This is a genomic window from Streptomyces tritici, assembly GCF_048500665.1.
Classification (GTDB): domain Bacteria; phylum Actinomycetota; class Actinomycetes; order Streptomycetales; family Streptomycetaceae; genus Streptomyces; species Streptomyces tritici.
The window spans coordinates 1,856,853-1,872,592 of sequence record NZ_CP183183.1 but is presented as its reverse complement, the minus strand read 5'-3'; the positions used below and the strand labels follow the sequence as shown (position 1 = coordinate 1,872,592).

Below are 15,740 nucleotides of genomic sequence, written 5' to 3'. Positions count from 1 at the left end.
TTCGTTTGGGGGTGACCCGCGCCTTGAGCAACATCCGCGACCTCGATCCCAGCGCGTCTCCGCTGGACTACTACGGCTCGGAACTGAGGCGGCTGAGAGAGGAGGCCGGCCTCAATCAGCCGCAGTTGGGCAAGATCCTGTTCTGCACGGGCTCGCTCATCGGCCAGATCGAGACGGCGAAGAAGGTCCCGACCCGGGAGTTCTCGGAACGCGTCGACGCGGCGCTCATGACGGGCGGGTCGTTCAGCCGGCTGGTGGGGCTGGTGCTGAGGAGCCAGCTGCCGAGCTGGTTCCAGCCGTACGCGGAGATGGAAGCGAAGGCGGCGTACATCTCCACCTACCAGGCTCAGTTGGTCTACGGCCTGCTGCAGATTCCCGCATACGCCCGCGCCGTCCTGGGAGTGATGGCCGACGGTGACGTCGATGCCTCGGTCGCCGCGCGGATGGATCACCAACGGGTGCTGGAACGCACTGCGCCGCCGTTGGTCTGGGTAGTGATGGGCGAGGCAGTGCTCCGTCAGCAGATCGGCGGGGCGGAGGTCATGCGCGCCCAACTCGCGCACCTGTTGCGCATGCAGGAGCGGCCGTGGATCAAGATCCAGATCCTGCCGTTCACGGCCGGTGCGCACACCGGCCTACCGGGTTCGTTCAACCTTCTGCGCTTCGACGACGACCCGGACATCGTCTACACGGAGGACTTCGTCCAGGGTCACATGACCGCCAATCCGGCCGCCATCAGGGAAGGTTCGCTCCGTTACGATCACTTGCAGGCCGCAGCCCTCTCCGTGGAGGAATCGGTCGCACTGATCGGCCGCGCAATGGAGGAATGCTATGGGGATCGACCTGTACCAGGGCGCGCCTTGGCGTAAGTCGTCGCACAGTGCCGAGGGCGACTGCGTCGAGGTCGCCGACCTTGCCCCCCACGTCGCCGTGCGGGACTCCAAGAATCCGGACGGCCCCGTGCTCACCCTCGCGCCCGCCGCGTTCGCGGCGTTCGTGGAGGCGGCGGCGCGCGGGCGCATCGGCGACTGAGAAGAGAGGCGCGGCGGATGGTCTCCGTACTGCAGAACGTGGCGATCGACTGTGCCGACGCCTACGCGCTGGCCCGGTTCTGGGCCGAGGTGTTCCGGTGTCCGGCGAATCCGGAGGACCGGCCCGGTGACCCGGAGACCGAACTGCGGCTGCCGGACGGACCGGTGCTGTACTTCAACCGGGTGCCGGAGCCGAAGACCGTCAAGAACCGGGTCCATCTGTGCGTACGGCCGCTGACGTCCCGCGAGGAGGAGGTCACGCGGCTGCTCGGGCTCGGCGCGACGATGGTCGCCGACCGCCGGGAGCCCGACGGCGCGGGGTGGGCCGTGCTCGCGGACCCCGAGGGCAACGAGTTCTGTGTGCTGCGCAGCGAGGCCGAGCGCGTGGTGACGTGGTGAGCGGCGGGGACTGGTACGTCCTGGTCGAGGGCATGAAGTACAGCGATGCCTGGGAGCTCCTGCGGGCGGTCCACGTGGAGGGCGACCGGGAACGGGCGATCGCCCGGGCCGTCGAACTGACGAGGGCCGTCCGCCCGGGCGGCGAGGAATGGCCGGCGGACACGATTCCTTCCGTGGGGCGTCGGGTGTTCCGCACCTCCGAGACGAGCTGGCTCGTGGAAGTGCTGTACTCGCACTGGCACGACGAGAAGCGTGAGGCGTACACCAGCTCGAAGTGCCTCAAGGTGTCGGTGGCCCCGCTGGAGCACGCCGAGGAGGTCGTGCCCGCCGCGCCGCCGCGCGGCCGGCTGCGCCGCGCCTTCGGGCGGGGATAGGTCGCGTCAGCGCTCGCGCGGCTGGGAGAAGCGGATCATGTTGCCGGCCGGGTCGCGGAAGGCGCAGTCGCGCACGCCGTAGGGCTGGTCCGTGGGTTCCTGGAGGACGTCGCCGCCCGCCGCGCGGATGCGCTCGAACGTGGCGTCGACGTCGTCGGTCCGGAAGATCACGCCGCGGAGCAGGCCCTTGGCCATGAGCGCGGTGACGGCGTCGCGGTCGGCGGGGGACGCGCCCGGGTCGGCGACGGGCGTCTCCAGGACGATGTCGATGTCGGGCTGGTCGGGGGAGCCGACGGTGACCCAGCGCATGCCCTCGAAGCCGACGTCGTTGCGGACCTCCAGGCCCAGGACGTCGCGGTAGAACGGCAGCGCGCGGTCGTGGTCGTCGACGGTGATGAAGCAGGTGGAGAGGTTGATGTCCATGCGCTCCACGCTAGGAGCGCGGCGCGGACTTCGCTTCTCCGTTCCTGACCGGTCGGGTGTACACCTTCGCGACGCAGGCCGGGACCGCCGCGCCGTCGTCGTGGTTGCGGGCGCGGTAGGCGCTGGGGGACTCTCCGACCAGTTCGGTGAAGCGGGAGCTGAACGAGCCCAGGGACGTACAGCCGACCTCGAAGCAGACCTCGGTCACGGAGAGGTCGCCGCGGCGCAGGAGCGCCTTGGCGCGCTCGATGCGGCGGGTCATGAGGTAGCTGTACGGGGTCTCGCCGTAGGCCGCGCGGAAGCTGCGGGAGAAGTGGCCGGGCGACATCAGCGCCGTACGGGCGAGGGCCGTGACGTCGAGCGGCGAGGCGTACTCGCGGTCCATCTGGTCACGGGCCTTGCGCAGACGGCGGAGGTCGTCGATGTTCACCGTTCCACGATCGCACACCCCTGGTCCGCCGCCGCGAGGATTTCCCGCAGGCGCCGTACGCCCTCGCGCCAGGGGCCGGCGTCCTCCGACTCCTCCCACAGCTCCGCCAGCTCCGAGTCAGGACCGAGGATCCGGTCCAGAGCCCTTATCGCGAGGGGCCTCAGGTCCAGGGGGAGCGTGGGCAGCGGCTCGTCGGGGCCGTAGGGCGTGGCGACCGGGTCGCCGCCGGGGCACTGCGCGGCGACGAGGGCCGCCGCGGCGACCGCCGTGACGGCGAGGTCCGAGTCGAGGTACTCCTCGCCCTCGTCCAGCACCGCAAGGAACTGCTCGCGGATCAGCCCGGGGCGTTCGCCGGGCGGCAGTTCGTCGACGTCGCCGGAGAAGTCCGCCGCCGTGTCGTTGTCGAAGTGTCCGGTGTCCCACGTGCCCATGACGCGCTCCCGTGCGTGATCCGTTCAGGTCCCCCCAGGGTGGCAGGCGCCACTGACAACGCCGATCCGAGCGCGTATCTGACCTTCCGTCAGAATGGAACGTGTTCTAGTCTGCCCTGTCATGGGCATCGCCATCACGCACGAACAGCGGGAGCTCGCCCGCGCCGTCCGCGGGCTGCTCGCCCGGGTCGCGCCGCCCGAGGAGGTGCGCAAACACCTCGACGTCCCCGGCACCGCCACCGTCCGGCCCGCCCACTGGGAGGCGCTCGCCGGGCACGGGCTGCTCGGGGTCCACCTGCCCGAGGAGCACGGCGGCGGGGGCGGGACCCTCGTCGACCTGGCCGTCGTCCTGGAGGAGGCGGCGCGGGCCGTGCTGCCCGGCCCGTACCTGCCGCACGTCCTCGCCGCCGAGGTCCTGCACCGGGCCGGGCTCACCGCGCTCGTCGCCGAGCTGGCCTCCGGGCGGCGGACCGGGGCCGTCGCCCTCGGGCCGGGCACGCTCCTCGCCGCGCCCGCCGCGCCCGCCGCGCCCGACGGGTCCGGCGGCCTGCGGCTCACCGGCACCGCCCCGCCCGTCCTCGGCGGGGCGCAGGCGGACCTGCTGGTCCTGGCCGCCGAGGGGCCCGAGGGGACCGTCTGGGCCGCCGTGGACGCCGACGCCCTCGCCGTACGGGTCCACGACAGCGCCGACCCGACCCGGCCGACCGCCGAGGTCACGGCCGACGACGTGACCGTGCCCGCGGACCGCGTCCTGCGCGTCGCCGGCGGACTCGTCCGGGACCTCGCCGCCGTGCTGTACGCGGCCGACGCCTGCGGCACCGCCGGGCGGGCCCTGGAGACGGCCGCGGAGCACGCGCGGACGCGGGAGCAGTTCGGGCGGCCGATCGGGCAGTTCCAGGGGGTCAAGCACCTGTGCGCCGAGATGCTCGTGAAACTCGAACAGGCCCGCGCGCTGACCTGGGACGCCGCCCTCGCCGCCGGGGAGCCCGAGGACGTCCGGGCCCTGACCGCCGCGCTCGCCGCGGCGACCGCGCTCGACGCCGCGTACCGCTGCGCCGAGGACTGCGTCCAGATCCTCGGCGGCATCGGCTTCACCTGGGAGCACGACGCCCACCTGTACCTGCGCCGCGCCCTCGTCGCCCGCCAGCTCCTGGGCACCGGCGACGCCCACCGCGCCCGCGCCGCCCGGCTCGCCGCCGCCGGGACGCGGCGCGAACTGCGCCTCGACCTGCCGGAGGAGGCCGAGGCGTACCGGGCCGAGGCGCGCGAGGCCGTCGCGGCGGCCCGCGGGCTCGACCCGAAGGCCGCCCGCCGCGCCCTCGCCCCGACCGGGCTCGTGGCCCCGCACCTGCCGCCGCCGTACGGGCTCGGGGCCGGGCCCGTCCAGCAGCTCGCCGTGCAGCAGGAACTCGCCGCCGCCGGGGTGCGGCCCAGCGGGCTCGGCATCGCCACCTGGGTCGTCCCCTCGCTGCTCGCGTACGGGACGCCCGAGCAGCAGGAGCGGTACCTCGGCCCGACGCTGCGCGGCGACCTGCAGTGGTGCCAGCTGTTCAGCGAGCCGGGCGCCGGCTCCGACCTGGCCGCCCTGCGCACCCGCGCCGAACGCACCGACGAAGGCTGGCGGATCACCGGGCAGAAGGTGTGGACGAGCGCCGCCCAGGGGGCCGACTTCGGCATCCTGCTCGCCCGGACCGACCCGGACGCCCCCAAGCACCGGGGGCTCACCTACTTCGTCGTCGACATGAAGAACACCCCCGGCATCGACGTCCGGCCGCTGAAGGAGATCACCGGGGACTCCCTCTTCAACGAGGTCTGGTTCGACGGCGCGCCGCTGCCGCCCGGCGCGGTCGTCGGCGCGGTGGACGACGGCTGGCGGGTCGCCCGCAACACCCTCGGCAACGAGCGCGTCCACATGGCCGACCAGGTCGCCTTCGACACCGGCCTGGAGGCGCTGATCGAGAACTCCGGCCGCGCCGAGGAGCCCGTCCGCGTACGGATCGGGGCGCTCGTCGCCGAGGCGCACGCGCTCGGCTGCATCGGCCTGCGCACCACGCTGCTGCAGGTGTCGGGCCTCGAACCGGGCGCGGGCGCGAGCGTGCGCAAGCTCGTGCAGACCCGGCACCAGCAGAAGGTCGCCGAGCTGACCCTCGAACTCCTCGGGCCTGCGGGCGCGGTGCGGGAGCGCGCGGGCGAACGGGCCGTGCACGGGCTGCTGATGTCCCGCTGCCTGACCATCGCCGGGGGCACCACGCAGGTCCAGCTCAACGTCGTCGCCGAGCGCATTCTCGGCCTGCCCAGGGACTGAAGGAGACCATGGTGAGCAAGGCGTACCTCGTCGGCGTCGGGATGACGGACTTCGCCAAGCCGGAGACGCGCGACTGGCAGTACGGGGACATGGCGAAGGAGGCCGGCACGGCCGCGCTCGCCGACGCTGGCCTGGCGTACGAGCAGGTGCGGCAGGTGGTGGCCGGGTACTGCTTCCAGGCGTCGACGGCCGGGCAGCGCGCCGCGTACGAACTGGGGCTGACCGGCGTACCGGTCTACAACGTCAACAACAACTGCGCGACGGGCTCGACCGCGTTGATGATCGCCCGGCAGTTCGTGGAGGGCGGGCTCGCGGACTGCGTGCTCGCGCTCGGCTTCGAGAAGATGAAGCGCGGCGCGCTGGGCGGCGGGGCGGACGGCGGAGACTTCAAGACGTCACCCGTGGCGCGGCACTACGGGGTCATGGCGGCCCGGCACGGCTTCGAGACGAGCCCTCCCACCGCGCAGATCTTCGGCAACGCGGCCCGCGAGCACATGGAGCGGTACGGCACCACCGAGGCGCAGCTCGCCGCGGTCGGCGCGAAGAACCACCGGCACTCGGCGGCCAATCCGCGCGCCCAGTTCCAGGACGTGTACACGGTCGAGGAGATCCTCGCCGCGAAGACGGTCCACCGGCCGCTGACGAAGCTCCAGTGCTCGCCGACCTCGGACGGCGCGGCGGCGGCCGTGGTCGTCTCGGATCGGTTCGCCGACGAACACGGGCTGCGCGAGCGGGCGGTGGAGATCACGGCGCAGGCGATGACCACGGACACCGAGGAGTCCTTCGCCTCCGGCTCCTGCATCGACGTCGTCGGCCGGCCGATGTCCCGCGCGGCGGCCCGGCAGGTCTACGAGGCGTCGGGGCTCGGCATCGAGGACGTCGACGTGATCGAGCTCCACGACTGCTTCTCGGTCAACGAACTGCTGACGTACGAGGCGCTCGGCATGTGCGAGGAGGGAGCGTCCGGCAAACTCGTGGAGTCCGGCGCGACGACGTACGGCGGCCGGTGGGTCGTGAACCCCTCCGGCGGGCTGATCTCCAAGGGCCACCCGCTGGGCGCGACGGGCCTGGCCCAGGCCGCCGAACTGGTCTGGCAGCTGCGTGGCGAGGCGGGCGGACGGCAGGTGCCGGGCGCCCGGGTCGGGCTCGCGCACAACATCGGCCTCGGCGGCGCGGCGGTGGTGACGCTGCTCCGGAGGGCGTAGCGCGTAGGGCGTTCGAGGCGCGCGGCGTCGGGTTCGCGCGGCGGAGGGTGCCTGTGCGGCGGCGCCTCCTCCTGGGGGAAGCCCGAGGGGCGCCGCCGCGCCGGCCCCGCAGTCGGCCGCCGAGGGAGGCGGCCGGGTGCGCTGGGTCGGGCCGGGGCTCACGCGCGCGGAGGCCGCCGCGGCCACGGGCCGCGTTCCCCCACCTGCGCTCCGCGCGCCCCACCGATCTTGCCGAGCCGTCCCGTCGCCGTGTTGGCACTGCGTCGCCGTTTGCTTGGCACTGCGTCTCAGGATCGGGGCGCGTCGCCCAGCGACCGCTGCCGGTGCTCGCGCGGCGACAGCCCGTACGCGGCGCGGAACGCGCGGGTGAAGTCGGAGGCGCGCGGGTAGCCCCACCGGGCGGCGACCGCGTGGACCGGCGTGGCGCGCAGCGCCGGGTCCGCCAGGTCGCGGTGGGCGCGCTCCAGGCGGCGGGCGCGGATCCAGGCGGCGAGCGTCTCGCCCCCGGAGTACCGGGTGAAGACGCGGTGCAGATGACTCAGCGACACGTGGTGCGCGGCGGCGATCACGGACGGGGTCAGCTCGGGATCGTGCAGGTTCTGCCGGACGAACACCCGGACGCCCTCGACGAGGGTCTGGTGCCGGGTCTCCGGCGACAGGGCGTCCTCGGCGTCCAGGGCGGCGGCCAGCCAGCCGGACACGAGGTCGAGCACGGTGGCGCCGAGGCGGGGCGCGTCGGCCGGGCCGAGGTGGTCGGCCTGCCGCCCGAGACCGACGAGGAAGTCGGCGAGCAGCGCGCCCATGCCCTCCCGCGCCGACAGTCCGCGGCCCCATATCTGACGCACGCGCTGCGGCGGCAGGGGCAGCAGCGCCCGGGGGAAGTCGACGCCGACGCCTGCGACGGGGAGGCGGTCGCGGTCGTCCGGCCGGACCTCGAACACCTGCCGGCTGTCGAGGATGTGGAGGTCGTGCGGGACCAGCGCGGCCGTGCCGCGGTCCTCGGTGGTCAGGGCCAGCGCTCCGCCGGTCAGCAGCGTCACGTGGTACGTCTCGGTGTCGCCGCGGCGCGCCATGCGGTCGGTGCGCCAGATGCGCGCGGGCGTGAACGAGTTGTGCATCACCGTCACCGGGCCGAGCTCCATGTGCCGCAACTCCGCCCGGAAATCGGCGGTCAAGGGGCTGGCGACGTCGGCCGACCGGATCCGGACGAGCTTCTCCCGCCAGCACTCGAACCTGCCCTCGGCGGGCAGGTCGTCCGTGCGGAAAACGGTTCCGATCACGACGGTCTCTCCGATCCCCTGGTCGATGCCTCACCTGTTCGACGTTTCCGGGGCACGGTATGTGACATGGCCTCACCGCCGCTTCGGACGGGGGCCGGGGACGGGGTCCGGCCTGCCGGAGGCGGCCGCTGATCGTTTCCTCATCGGATCCCGCTCGTTGGCCAGGGCACGACGTGGGCCGACTCCGACTGCGGCCCGCCCCTCCGGAAGGAAACGCTGTGAACCGTAAGACCTTGGCCGTCACGTTCGGAGCCCTGGCCGCCGCGACCCTCGCGACCCCGGCCGCCCAGGCGGCGGACGGCCTGGCGCTGGCGGGCGCCCTGCCGGTGGGTGACGTGGTCGGCCAGGCCGCTCCGGTGGCCGAGTCGGTGACGGGGGCGGCCCCGGTGGCCGACCAGGCGCAGAAGGCGGGCGACCCGGTCGCCGGGCTGCTCGGCGGCCTGCCCCTGAACGGCCTGCCGCTGTCCGGTCTCCCCGTGTCCGGGCTGCCCGTCTCCGGTCTTCCCCTGGGCTGAGTCCTCCGCGGCTCCCCGGCTGAGTCTCCGCGGCCCCCGCGGCCGCCTACGCCCGGTCCCGCGGGTGCCCGGCCTCCGGGCCGGGGCGCTCGCGGGCGGCCGGGGCGGCCGAGGCGTCGGGGGCGGCGCTTCGGGCGGTCGCCGCGTCGGAGGACGTTCTCCCGGCGGCAGCGGCGAGCGCCGGGTCGACGACCGTCTCGCCCCGGATCACCGCGCGGATCGCCTCCGCCAGCTCCTCCACCGGGCCGTCCTTCACCAGGAACCCCGCCGCCCCCGCCTCCGTCGCCCGGCGCAGGTCGCCGGGCCGGCCGAAGGTCGCGAGCAGCAGCACCCGGCAGTCCGGGACCTCCGCGGCCAGCTCCGCCGCCGCTTCCAAGCCGCCGCGGCCGGGCAGTCCGACGTCGAGCAGCACCACCTCGGGGCGGCTCACCAGTGCCGCGTCCACGACCTCGTCGCCCCGGCCCACCCGGTCCACGACCTCGATGTCCGGCTCCATCCCGAGCAGCACCGCCAGTCCGCCCCGTACCCCGCCGGCGTCCTCGGCGAGCAGCACTCTGATCATCGGCCGGCTCCAGCCTCTCGACGCGGTTCCCGGTCCCAGAGTGCCGCCCGCGGCCGCCGCCCGCGCGCCGGGACGCGCCGGGAACGGTTACTGACGCTGCGTCAGAAAGATGGGGCGGGGAGGGTTCACAAGTGGGGACCGCTCGGCTATACATGACCTCCACCGGCCTAGAACGCGTTCTAGAACGGACCAGAACGGATGTGAACGGGGCCGGTTCCCGCGCGGCCTCGGTGCGGCCGACGGTGCGGACGGTCGCACCGAGGTCTTTCCAGAGGCACCCCGCGGCCTCTCCACAGGACCTCAAGGAGCAGCATCCACATGCCCATCGATGCCGCCAGGGCGGTCGCCGCCGAGCCCCGCAGCGCCGAGATCGCCTGGGACCACAAGGACGTCCAGCTCTACCACCTCGGCCTCGGCGCGGGCGTCCCCGCCACCGACCCCGACGAGCTCCGCTACACCCTGGAGTCCCGGCTCCACGTCCTGCCCAGCTTCGCCACCGTCGCCGGCGCCGGCATGGGGGTCGTCGGCGGCCTCTCCGCGCCCGGCATCGACATCGACCTCGCCGCCGTCCTGCACGGCGGGCAGTCCGTCACCCTGCACCGGCCGATCCCGGTCCGCGGCCGCGCCGTGTCCACCTCCCGGGTCGCCGCCGTGTACGACAAGGGCAAGGCCGCCGTGCTCGTGCTCCGCTCCGAGGCCGCCGACGAGGACGGTCCACTGTGGACCAGCGACGCGCAGATCTTCGTCCGGGGCGAGGGCGGCTGGGGCGGCGACCGCGGCCCCTCCGCCCGCGCCGACCTTCCCGACCGTGACCCGGACCGGACCGAGGACCGCGCCGTCCGCGAGGACCAGGCCCTGCTGTACCGGCTCTCCGGCGACTGGAACCCGCTGCACGCCGACCCCGAGTTCGCCAAGCTGGCCGGTTTCGACCGGCCGATCCTGCACGGGCTGTGCACGTACGGGATGACGCTCAAGGCGGTCGTCGACACGCTGCTCGCCGGCGACGTGGCGCGCGTCCGCTCGTACCGCACCCGCTTCGCCGGGGTGGTCTTCCCCGGCGAGACCCTGCGCATCCGGATGTGGGCCGGGGAGGGCCGCGTCCAGGTGTCCGTGACGGCCGTGGAACGCGACGACGCTCCGGTCCTCGCCGACACCGTCGTCGAACATTCCTGAGGCATCAGGCAGTCCTGAGGCATCACGCAGTCCGCAGTCCCGAGGCATCACGCAGTCCCGAGGGGAGCCGCACCATGCGCGCAGCCGTCCTGCACGAGATCGGCCAGGAGAAACTGGAGGTCCTCGACGACGTCGAGGCCGTGGGCTTCGGCCCGGGCAAGGTGCGCATCCGGGTCAGGGCCACCGGACTGTGCCACTCCGACGTCTCGGCCATGAGCGGCGTCCTGCCGCAGCCCGCGCCGTTCGTGCCCGGCCACGAGGGCGCGGGCGAGATCCTCGACGTCGGCGACGGCGTCACCGGCCTCGCCCCCGGCGACCGGGTGCTGCTCTGCTGGCTCCCGGCCTGCCGGACCTGCGCCGCGTGCAAGCGCGGCCAAACGCACCTGTGCCTCGCGGGCTTCATGAACGCGGGCGTGCCCAACTTCCGGCGCCCCGGCGGCGACGTCTTCGGCTTCGCCGGCACCGGCACCTTCACCGAGGAGGTCGTCGTCGACGCCGGCTGCGCCGTGCCCATCCCCGACGACGTGCCCTTCGACATCGCGGCGCTCATCGGCTGCGGCGTGACCACCGGCCTCGGCGCGGCGATCAACACCGCGAAGGTGACGGCCGGTTCGTCCGTCGCCGTCATCGGCTGCGGCGGCGTGGGGATCTCCGCGATCCAGGGCGCCCGCCTCCAGGGCGCGGCGCAGATCGTCGCCGTCGACCCGGTGGAGTCCCGGCGCGAGGCCGCGCTGCGGTTCGGCGCCACGGAGGCCGTCGCCCCGGACGCGCTCGCCGACGCCAGGCAGCGGGTGACCGGCGGGGAGGGCTTCGACTACGTCTTCGAGGTCGTCGGCCGGTCCGCCACCGCCCGCACCGCGTACGAGACCACCCGGCGCGGCGGCACGCTCTGCGTCGTCGGCGCGGGCGCGCTCGACGACTTCGTGCAGTTCAACATGTTCGAGCTGTTCTTCGACGAGAAGCGCATCGTGCCCTCCATGTACGGCGGCGGGGACGTGCTCACCTCGTACGAGCGGGCCATCGCCCTGTGGCGGTCCGGCCGGATCGACCTGGAGTCGCTGATCACCCACCGGGTGCCGCTCGCCGGCATCAACGAGGCCATCGACCAGATGCGCACGGGCGTCGCCCTGCGCACGTGCATCGAGATCTGAGGAGCCGGCTGTGACTCTGCCTCTGGAGGGCCTGAGCGCGATCGTGACGGGGGCCGGCCGCGGGCTCGGCCGCGCCGAGGCGCTGGAACTGGCCCGGCTCGGCGCGGCCGTCGTCGTCAACGACTACGGGCAGCCGGGCCGGGACGGCTCCGGCGAGGCGTCGGCGGCGCCCGCGGAGGAGGTCGCCGCGGAGATCCGCGCGGGGGGCGGCCGGGCCGTCGCCCACCTCGGGGACGTGGCGGACTTCGAGACCGCCCGCGGCCTGGTCGACCTGGCCGTGCGCGAGTTCGGGAAACTGGACGTCCTGGTCAACAACGCGGGCATCCTGCGGGACCGGATGGTCTTCTCGATGACCGAGGACGAGTGGGACGCGGTGATCCGGGTCCACCTCAAGGGCCACTTCAACACCACCCACTTCGCGGCGGTGCACTGGCGGGGCCGCGCCAAGGCGGGGGAGACGTCCGTCCACGGCCGGATCGTCAACACCTCCTCGGAGGCGTTCCTCGCCGGCTCGGCGGGGCAGCCGAACTACGCGGCGGCGAAGGGCGGCATCGTCGGCCTGACCACGTCCACCGCGCTGGCCCTGGCCAAGTACGGCGTCACCGTCAACGCCATCTGCCCGCGGGCGCGGACGCGGATGACCGAGGACGTCTTCGCCGGCTTCGCCGAGCCCGGGGCGGGCGAACTCGACCCGCTGTCCCCCGAGCACGTGGCCCCGCTGGTCGGCTACCTCGCGAGCCCGGCCGCCGCCGGGGTCAACGGCCAGCTCCTCGTCGTCCACGGCGGGATGGTCGCGGTGGTGGACCGGCCGAAGGTGGCCGCCAAGTTCGACACCGCCAAGGCGGCGTTCACGTACGAGGAACTGGACTCCCTGCTCACCCCGCACTACGCGGCCCGCCCGGCGGGGGAGACCTTCGCGGCCACGGAGATCCTCGGGCTGAAGCACGAGTAGCCGCGTCGCGCAGCCGTGCGGCGGCGGTCGCGCGAGCCCCCCGCGTCCTGCGTGTGTAATATCCACACCCTGGGGTTACTTATTACCTGAGGGGGTCGCATGAGGGAGCTCGCGCGCGCGTGGGTGGAGGGCTGGACCGTCTCGCGACGGGTGCCGAGGCCGGTGGACCGACCCTGGGGGCTGAGCATCGAGGTCGGCCTGCCGACCCAGACGGTCCGGCACGTCCTGCTCGACGCCGATGCCGGGACGGCCCGCGGACTCGTCGCCGGGATCACCGAACCGGCTGTCTGGATCAAGGCGTTCCTCGAACCGGACGTCATGGAGCCGTGGTTCGGGGCCGCGTGGGAGCCCGACGATCCTGGCTTCCTGATGGCCGTCGACCTGCACCCGACCCCCGTGCGCCTGCCCGACGGCTACACGGCCACGGCGGAGACCGCCGGTGGGGTCGTCCTCGTGAGGGTCCTGGCCGCCGACGGCCAGCTCGCCGCGCGCGGTCAGATCGGTCTGAACGGGGCGACGTGCGTGTTCGACCAGATCGTCACCGAGGAGGCGCACCAGCGGCGCGGGCTCGGGACGGCGGTCATGGGCTCGCTCACCCACGCGGCCGCCGAGCACGGCGCGGCCACCGGCATCCTGGGCGCCACCGTGCAGGGCCGAGCGCTCTACGAGTCGCTCGACTGGAAGGTCGTGGCCCCGCTGACCGGCTTCATCCACAGGCCCGGGCCGGCCTGACCCCGCCGCGGGCCGCAGGCGAATCCGGCCCGGCCGGAGCGGGGGTCGCCCGCCCCGGCCGGGCCGTCGTCGTCACTCCTCCGGGCTGCGCCGGTGGCGGCCGTGGGGCGCGCTCTCCGGCTCCTCCTGGGGGGACGGGTTGCCGCGATGGCGGCCGTGGGGGATGGACTCGGTCGAGTCCGGTGTGGATTCCTGCATGGTGGGACTCACCCCGTGATGATCGCTTTCGTCTTGCGGGGCGTGAGTCTAACGAGCCTTGGTGACAGGCGACTTGCCGCCCGACAGCGGCGCCTGCTGCAGCGGCACCGGACGGCACGGCTCCACCACCGGCGCCGGCTCCGGGGCCTCCGGCGGCACGTCGAGCGCCGCCACCCCGCAGGGCGTCGCGGCCGTCGCGTACGGGAGCCGCAGCGTGCCCTCCGGCGTCCAGACCCCGGCCCCCTCCAGCCACCCGGCCGGCGCGGCCACCTGGGCGGGCCGCTTCGACGTCGGGGTCCACATGCCGATCCAGCTGCCCGCGCCCGCGTCCATCCGCAGCGCCACCGAGCAGCTCTCCGGCAGCAGGACCTGCCCCGGCTGCACGGCGAACGGGGTCACCCGCGTGTCCGCCGGGTGCAGGCACTCCGGGAAGCGCACCGGGCGGGTGCTGCCGAGCACGCCCCACCCCAGCCGCTCCCGCCCCGGCGACGGCGCGTCGGAGCCGATCAGCAGCAGGCCGCTGTCGGCGTCGGCGAGGAGCAGCCGGTCGTCGCTCTCCTCCGTGATCTGCAGCAGCGGCGTCACCTCGCCGCCCCGCTCCAGGTCGACCGCCACGGCCTTCACCGGCCCGTCGTCCAGCCGCCGGTCGAGCGCCAGCATCCGGCCCGTACGGTCCAGCCAGACGCCGCCGGTGCAGGCGCCCTTGACCTCCGCGACCCGCTCCGGCCCGAACGCCCCGCCGGCCACCAGCCACAGCTCCGTCGTGTCCGGGCCGACGGCCATCGCGTACGCGCACGTCCCGTCCGGCGACGGCGGCAGCAGCGTCAGCTCGGCGGCCGACTCGACGGCGCCCAGGGTCAGTTCGCCGGTCCGCGGACCGGTCGGGTACAGCAGGGAGAACGTCAGCCGCTCCGCGACCCGGCGGCAGATCAGCACCCGCCCGTCCGCCAGCGGCAGCACCTGGGCGTCCGGGTCCTCCGGCTGGTCGAGCGGGAGCGGCACCGCGTACGGCTCCGGCCCGTCCAGTGTCCAGCGCTCGGCGTACAGCGCGTCGCCGCTCCCCGTGAGCCGGGCCGCGTAGGCGCCGTTCGCCGTGATCGTGAACTTGCTCGGCCGTGCCGCGCCTTCCCCGTCCGCGGCCGCCTCGATGGCACACGCTGTCATCGACTCGTCACCTCCGGCCACCGAAGCTAGTTTTCGCACTTCCTGCCGAACAACACGGGACCGGTCACTTCACACATAAGGGTGGCCGTGAATCGATTCTGCTGAGGGGCGGGGGGCGATTGTGCTGGTCGGGCGGCCGTGCTTGTAAGGTAAGGCGACCCTAAGCGGGGTTGGTGGTTCCGCTTGTGGGTCCCACGAGGCAGCACCCGCACCACTCGCACCGACCGTCCCCACCCGTACCCAGGAGCCGTCCCCATGACGCCACGCCGCCGCGGCACCGCCGCCGTCGTCGCCCTCGCCGCCGCGCTGTCCCTCGCCGCCTGCGGCGGCGGGACCGGCGCGACCTCGGAGAAGAAGGCCGACTCCGGCAAGAAGGCCGTCGCCCAGGGCGGCAAGGACTTCGGCGACGCGGCGGCCAGGACGGCGGCCATGGGCACCGACGCCAAGCCCGGCCAGTTCCCCCGCACCCTCACCCACGCCATGGGGAAGACGGAGCTGAAGGCCGCCCCGAAGCGCGTCGTCGTGCTCGACGTCGGCGAGCTCGACAACGTCGTCTCGCTCGGCATCGAGCCCGTCGGCTTTGCGCCGTCCGAGGGGGACGATGGCATCCCCACGTACCTGAAGAAGGACGCCGGCGCCCCCAAGTCCGTCGGCACCATCAACAATCTCAACCTCGAGGCGATCGCCAACCTGCAGCCCGACCTGATCCTCGGCAGCCAGCTGCGCGCCGCCGACAAGTACGACGAGCTGTCGAAGATCGCGCCGACCGTCTTCTCCCTCCGCCCCGGCTTCACCTGGAAGGAGAACTACCTCCTCAACGCCGCGGCCCTGGACCGGACCGCCGAGGCGAAGACGAAGCTCGCCGCCTACGAGACCAAGGCGAAGCAGCTCGGCACCGACCTGGGCGCGGCCAAGCCGACCGTCTCCATGGTCCGCTACATGCCGGGCAAGATCCGCCTCTACGCCAAGGCGTCCTTCATCGGCACGATCCTCGAGGACGTCGGCCTGCCCCGGCCGAAGAACCAGCAGATCGACGACCTCGCCGCCGAGATCAGCCCCGAGAAGATCGACGAGGCGGACGGCGACTGGATCTTCAGCGGCGTCTACGGCGACCCGAAGGCCACCAAGAAGGACACCGCGATCGCCAACCCGCTCTGGAAGAACCTCAAGGCGGTCAAGGCCGGCCAGGCCAAGGACGTCCCGGACGAGACCTGGTACCTCGGCCTCGGCGTCACCGCCGCCGAGAGCGTCCTCGCGGACCTGCGCGGCCACCTGGTCAAGTAGGCGGCGGAGCCCCTGGCGTCGACCGACGACACCAGGGGCTTCTTCCCCGGGAATCACCGCGACCGAGCAGGGAGCAACCCCCACGGCGCCCGGCCGCCGCCGCGAGCGCCGCGCCGGTTCAGGCGCAAAGA

18 protein-coding genes and 1 pseudogene are annotated in these 15,740 nt (G+C 73.7%); 12 read left to right on the top strand and 7 right to left on the bottom strand.

The features are described 5' to 3' along the window. The first annotated feature begins 23 nt into the window (after positions 1–23). From ACNJ93_RS08690 to ACNJ93_RS08675, 4 genes are read left to right on the top strand one after another with little or no spacing between them, the layout of a single operon-like run. Positions 24–869 carry a helix-turn-helix domain-containing protein gene (locus ACNJ93_RS08690; RefSeq protein WP_418956779.1) on the top strand — a complete coding sequence of 282 codons (846 nt, stop codon included), beginning with the start codon at positions 24–26 and terminating at the stop codon, positions 867–869. Next, positions 832–1,032 carry a DUF397 domain-containing protein gene (locus ACNJ93_RS08685; protein ID WP_418956778.1) on the top strand — a complete coding sequence of 67 codons (201 nt, stop codon included), beginning with the start codon at positions 832–834 and terminating at the stop codon, positions 1,030–1,032. The genes ACNJ93_RS08690 and ACNJ93_RS08685 overlap by 38 nt, the downstream gene beginning before the upstream one ends. Positions 1,033–1,049: 17 nt before the next feature. Continuing rightward, positions 1,050–1,430 (top strand): VOC family protein, encoded by a 381-nt coding sequence (locus ACNJ93_RS08680; protein WP_418956777.1) that lies wholly within the window; start codon positions 1,050–1,052, stop codon positions 1,428–1,430. Then, entirely contained in the window at positions 1,427–1,804 is a 378-nt protein-coding gene (locus ACNJ93_RS08675) for a hypothetical protein (protein WP_418956776.1), read from the top strand. Before ACNJ93_RS08680 ends, ACNJ93_RS08675 begins: the two co-directional genes overlap by 4 nt. A gap of 6 nt (positions 1,805–1,810) precedes the next feature. On the opposite strand, the gene ACNJ93_RS08670 is transcribed toward ACNJ93_RS08675, so the two are convergent. Genes ACNJ93_RS08670 through ACNJ93_RS08660 form a run of 3 tightly spaced genes read right to left on the bottom strand, consistent with a single transcriptional unit; the run spans position 1,811 to position 3,088 of the window. Continuing rightward, positions 1,811–2,227 (bottom strand): VOC family protein, encoded by a 417-nt coding sequence (locus tag ACNJ93_RS08670; RefSeq protein ID WP_418956775.1) that lies wholly within the window; start codon positions 2,225–2,227, stop codon positions 1,811–1,813. 10 nt (positions 2,228–2,237) lie between these two features. Next, complete coding sequence (locus tag ACNJ93_RS08665) at positions 2,238–2,612, bottom strand: helix-turn-helix transcriptional regulator (protein WP_418961348.1); 375 nt, start codon at positions 2,610–2,612, stop codon at positions 2,238–2,240. Positions 2,613–2,653: 41 nt separating this feature from the next. Further along, positions 2,654–3,088: a DUF4259 domain-containing protein gene (locus tag ACNJ93_RS08660; protein WP_418956774.1), complete on the bottom strand. Its 435-nt coding sequence runs from the start codon at positions 3,086–3,088 to the stop codon at positions 2,654–2,656. A gap of 121 nt (positions 3,089–3,209) precedes the next feature. Here ACNJ93_RS08660 and ACNJ93_RS08655 point away from each other — a divergent pair, with 121 nt between their 5' ends. Both ACNJ93_RS08655 and ACNJ93_RS08650 read left to right on the top strand, forming a co-directional pair. Next, a complete protein-coding gene (locus ACNJ93_RS08655) occupies positions 3,210–5,393 on the top strand; it encodes an acyl-CoA dehydrogenase (RefSeq protein ID WP_418956773.1) in 2,184 nt (727 codons plus the stop codon). Positions 5,394–5,401: 8 nt separating this feature from the next. Further along, positions 5,402–6,598, top strand: a complete 1,197-nt coding sequence (locus tag ACNJ93_RS08650; protein WP_418956772.1) for a lipid-transfer protein — start codon at positions 5,402–5,404, stop codon at positions 6,596–6,598. 287 nt (positions 6,599–6,885) lie between these two features. On the opposite strand, the gene ACNJ93_RS08645 is transcribed toward ACNJ93_RS08650, so the two are convergent. Further along, positions 6,886–7,878, bottom strand: coding sequence for an AraC family transcriptional regulator (locus tag ACNJ93_RS08645; RefSeq protein WP_418956771.1), 993 nt, complete (start codon positions 7,876–7,878; stop codon positions 6,886–6,888). A 218-nt stretch (positions 7,879–8,096) separates the two neighbouring features. Between ACNJ93_RS08645 and ACNJ93_RS08640 the strand changes: the two genes are divergently transcribed. After that, on the top strand, positions 8,097–8,393 hold the full coding sequence (locus ACNJ93_RS08640; protein ID WP_418956770.1) for an ATP-binding protein: 297 nt from the start codon (positions 8,097–8,099) through the stop codon (positions 8,391–8,393). A 130-nt stretch (positions 8,394–8,523) separates the two neighbouring features. Here ACNJ93_RS08640 and ACNJ93_RS08635 read toward each other — a convergent pair. Further along, positions 8,524–8,955 (bottom strand): annotated as a pseudogene (locus ACNJ93_RS08635) (response regulator); the annotation flags it as partial. 318 nt (positions 8,956–9,273) lie between these two features. Here ACNJ93_RS08635 and ACNJ93_RS08630 point away from each other — a divergent pair. The 4 genes from ACNJ93_RS08630 to ACNJ93_RS08615 all read left to right on the top strand — a co-directional run bounded on the left by ACNJ93_RS08630 (position 9,274) and on the right by ACNJ93_RS08615 (position 12,963). After that, positions 9,274–10,128 (top strand): MaoC/PaaZ C-terminal domain-containing protein, encoded by an 855-nt coding sequence (locus tag ACNJ93_RS08630; protein ID WP_418956769.1) that lies wholly within the window; start codon positions 9,274–9,276, stop codon positions 10,126–10,128. 74 nt (positions 10,129–10,202) lie between these two features. Next, positions 10,203–11,279 (top strand): Zn-dependent alcohol dehydrogenase, encoded by a 1,077-nt coding sequence (locus ACNJ93_RS08625; RefSeq protein WP_418956768.1) that lies wholly within the window; start codon positions 10,203–10,205, stop codon positions 11,277–11,279. A 10-nt stretch (positions 11,280–11,289) separates the two neighbouring features. Next, the gene (locus ACNJ93_RS08620) at positions 11,290–12,231 is read left to right on the top strand and encodes a 3-oxoacyl-ACP reductase (protein ID WP_418956767.1); all 942 of its coding nucleotides are present in this window, start codon (positions 11,290–11,292) and stop codon (positions 12,229–12,231) included. Between the two features lie 99 nt (positions 12,232–12,330). After that, complete coding sequence (locus tag ACNJ93_RS08615) at positions 12,331–12,963, top strand: GNAT family N-acetyltransferase (RefSeq protein WP_418956766.1); 633 nt, start codon at positions 12,331–12,333, stop codon at positions 12,961–12,963. 72 nt (positions 12,964–13,035) lie between these two features. On the opposite strand, the gene ACNJ93_RS08610 is transcribed toward ACNJ93_RS08615, so the two are convergent. Further along, entirely contained in the window at positions 13,036–13,161 is a 126-nt protein-coding gene (locus ACNJ93_RS08610) for a hypothetical protein (protein WP_418956765.1), read from the bottom strand. A 48-nt stretch (positions 13,162–13,209) separates the two neighbouring features. Beyond that, positions 13,210–14,325 carry a hypothetical protein gene (locus ACNJ93_RS08605; protein ID WP_418956764.1) on the bottom strand — a complete coding sequence of 372 codons (1,116 nt, stop codon included), beginning with the start codon at positions 14,323–14,325 and terminating at the stop codon, positions 13,210–13,212. Between the two features lie 255 nt (positions 14,326–14,580). Here ACNJ93_RS08605 and ACNJ93_RS08600 point away from each other — a divergent pair, with 255 nt between their 5' ends. Then, a complete protein-coding gene (locus ACNJ93_RS08600) occupies positions 14,581–15,609 on the top strand; it encodes an ABC transporter substrate-binding protein (RefSeq protein ID WP_418956763.1) in 1,029 nt (342 codons plus the stop codon). Positions 15,610–15,740 lie beyond the last annotated feature (131 nt).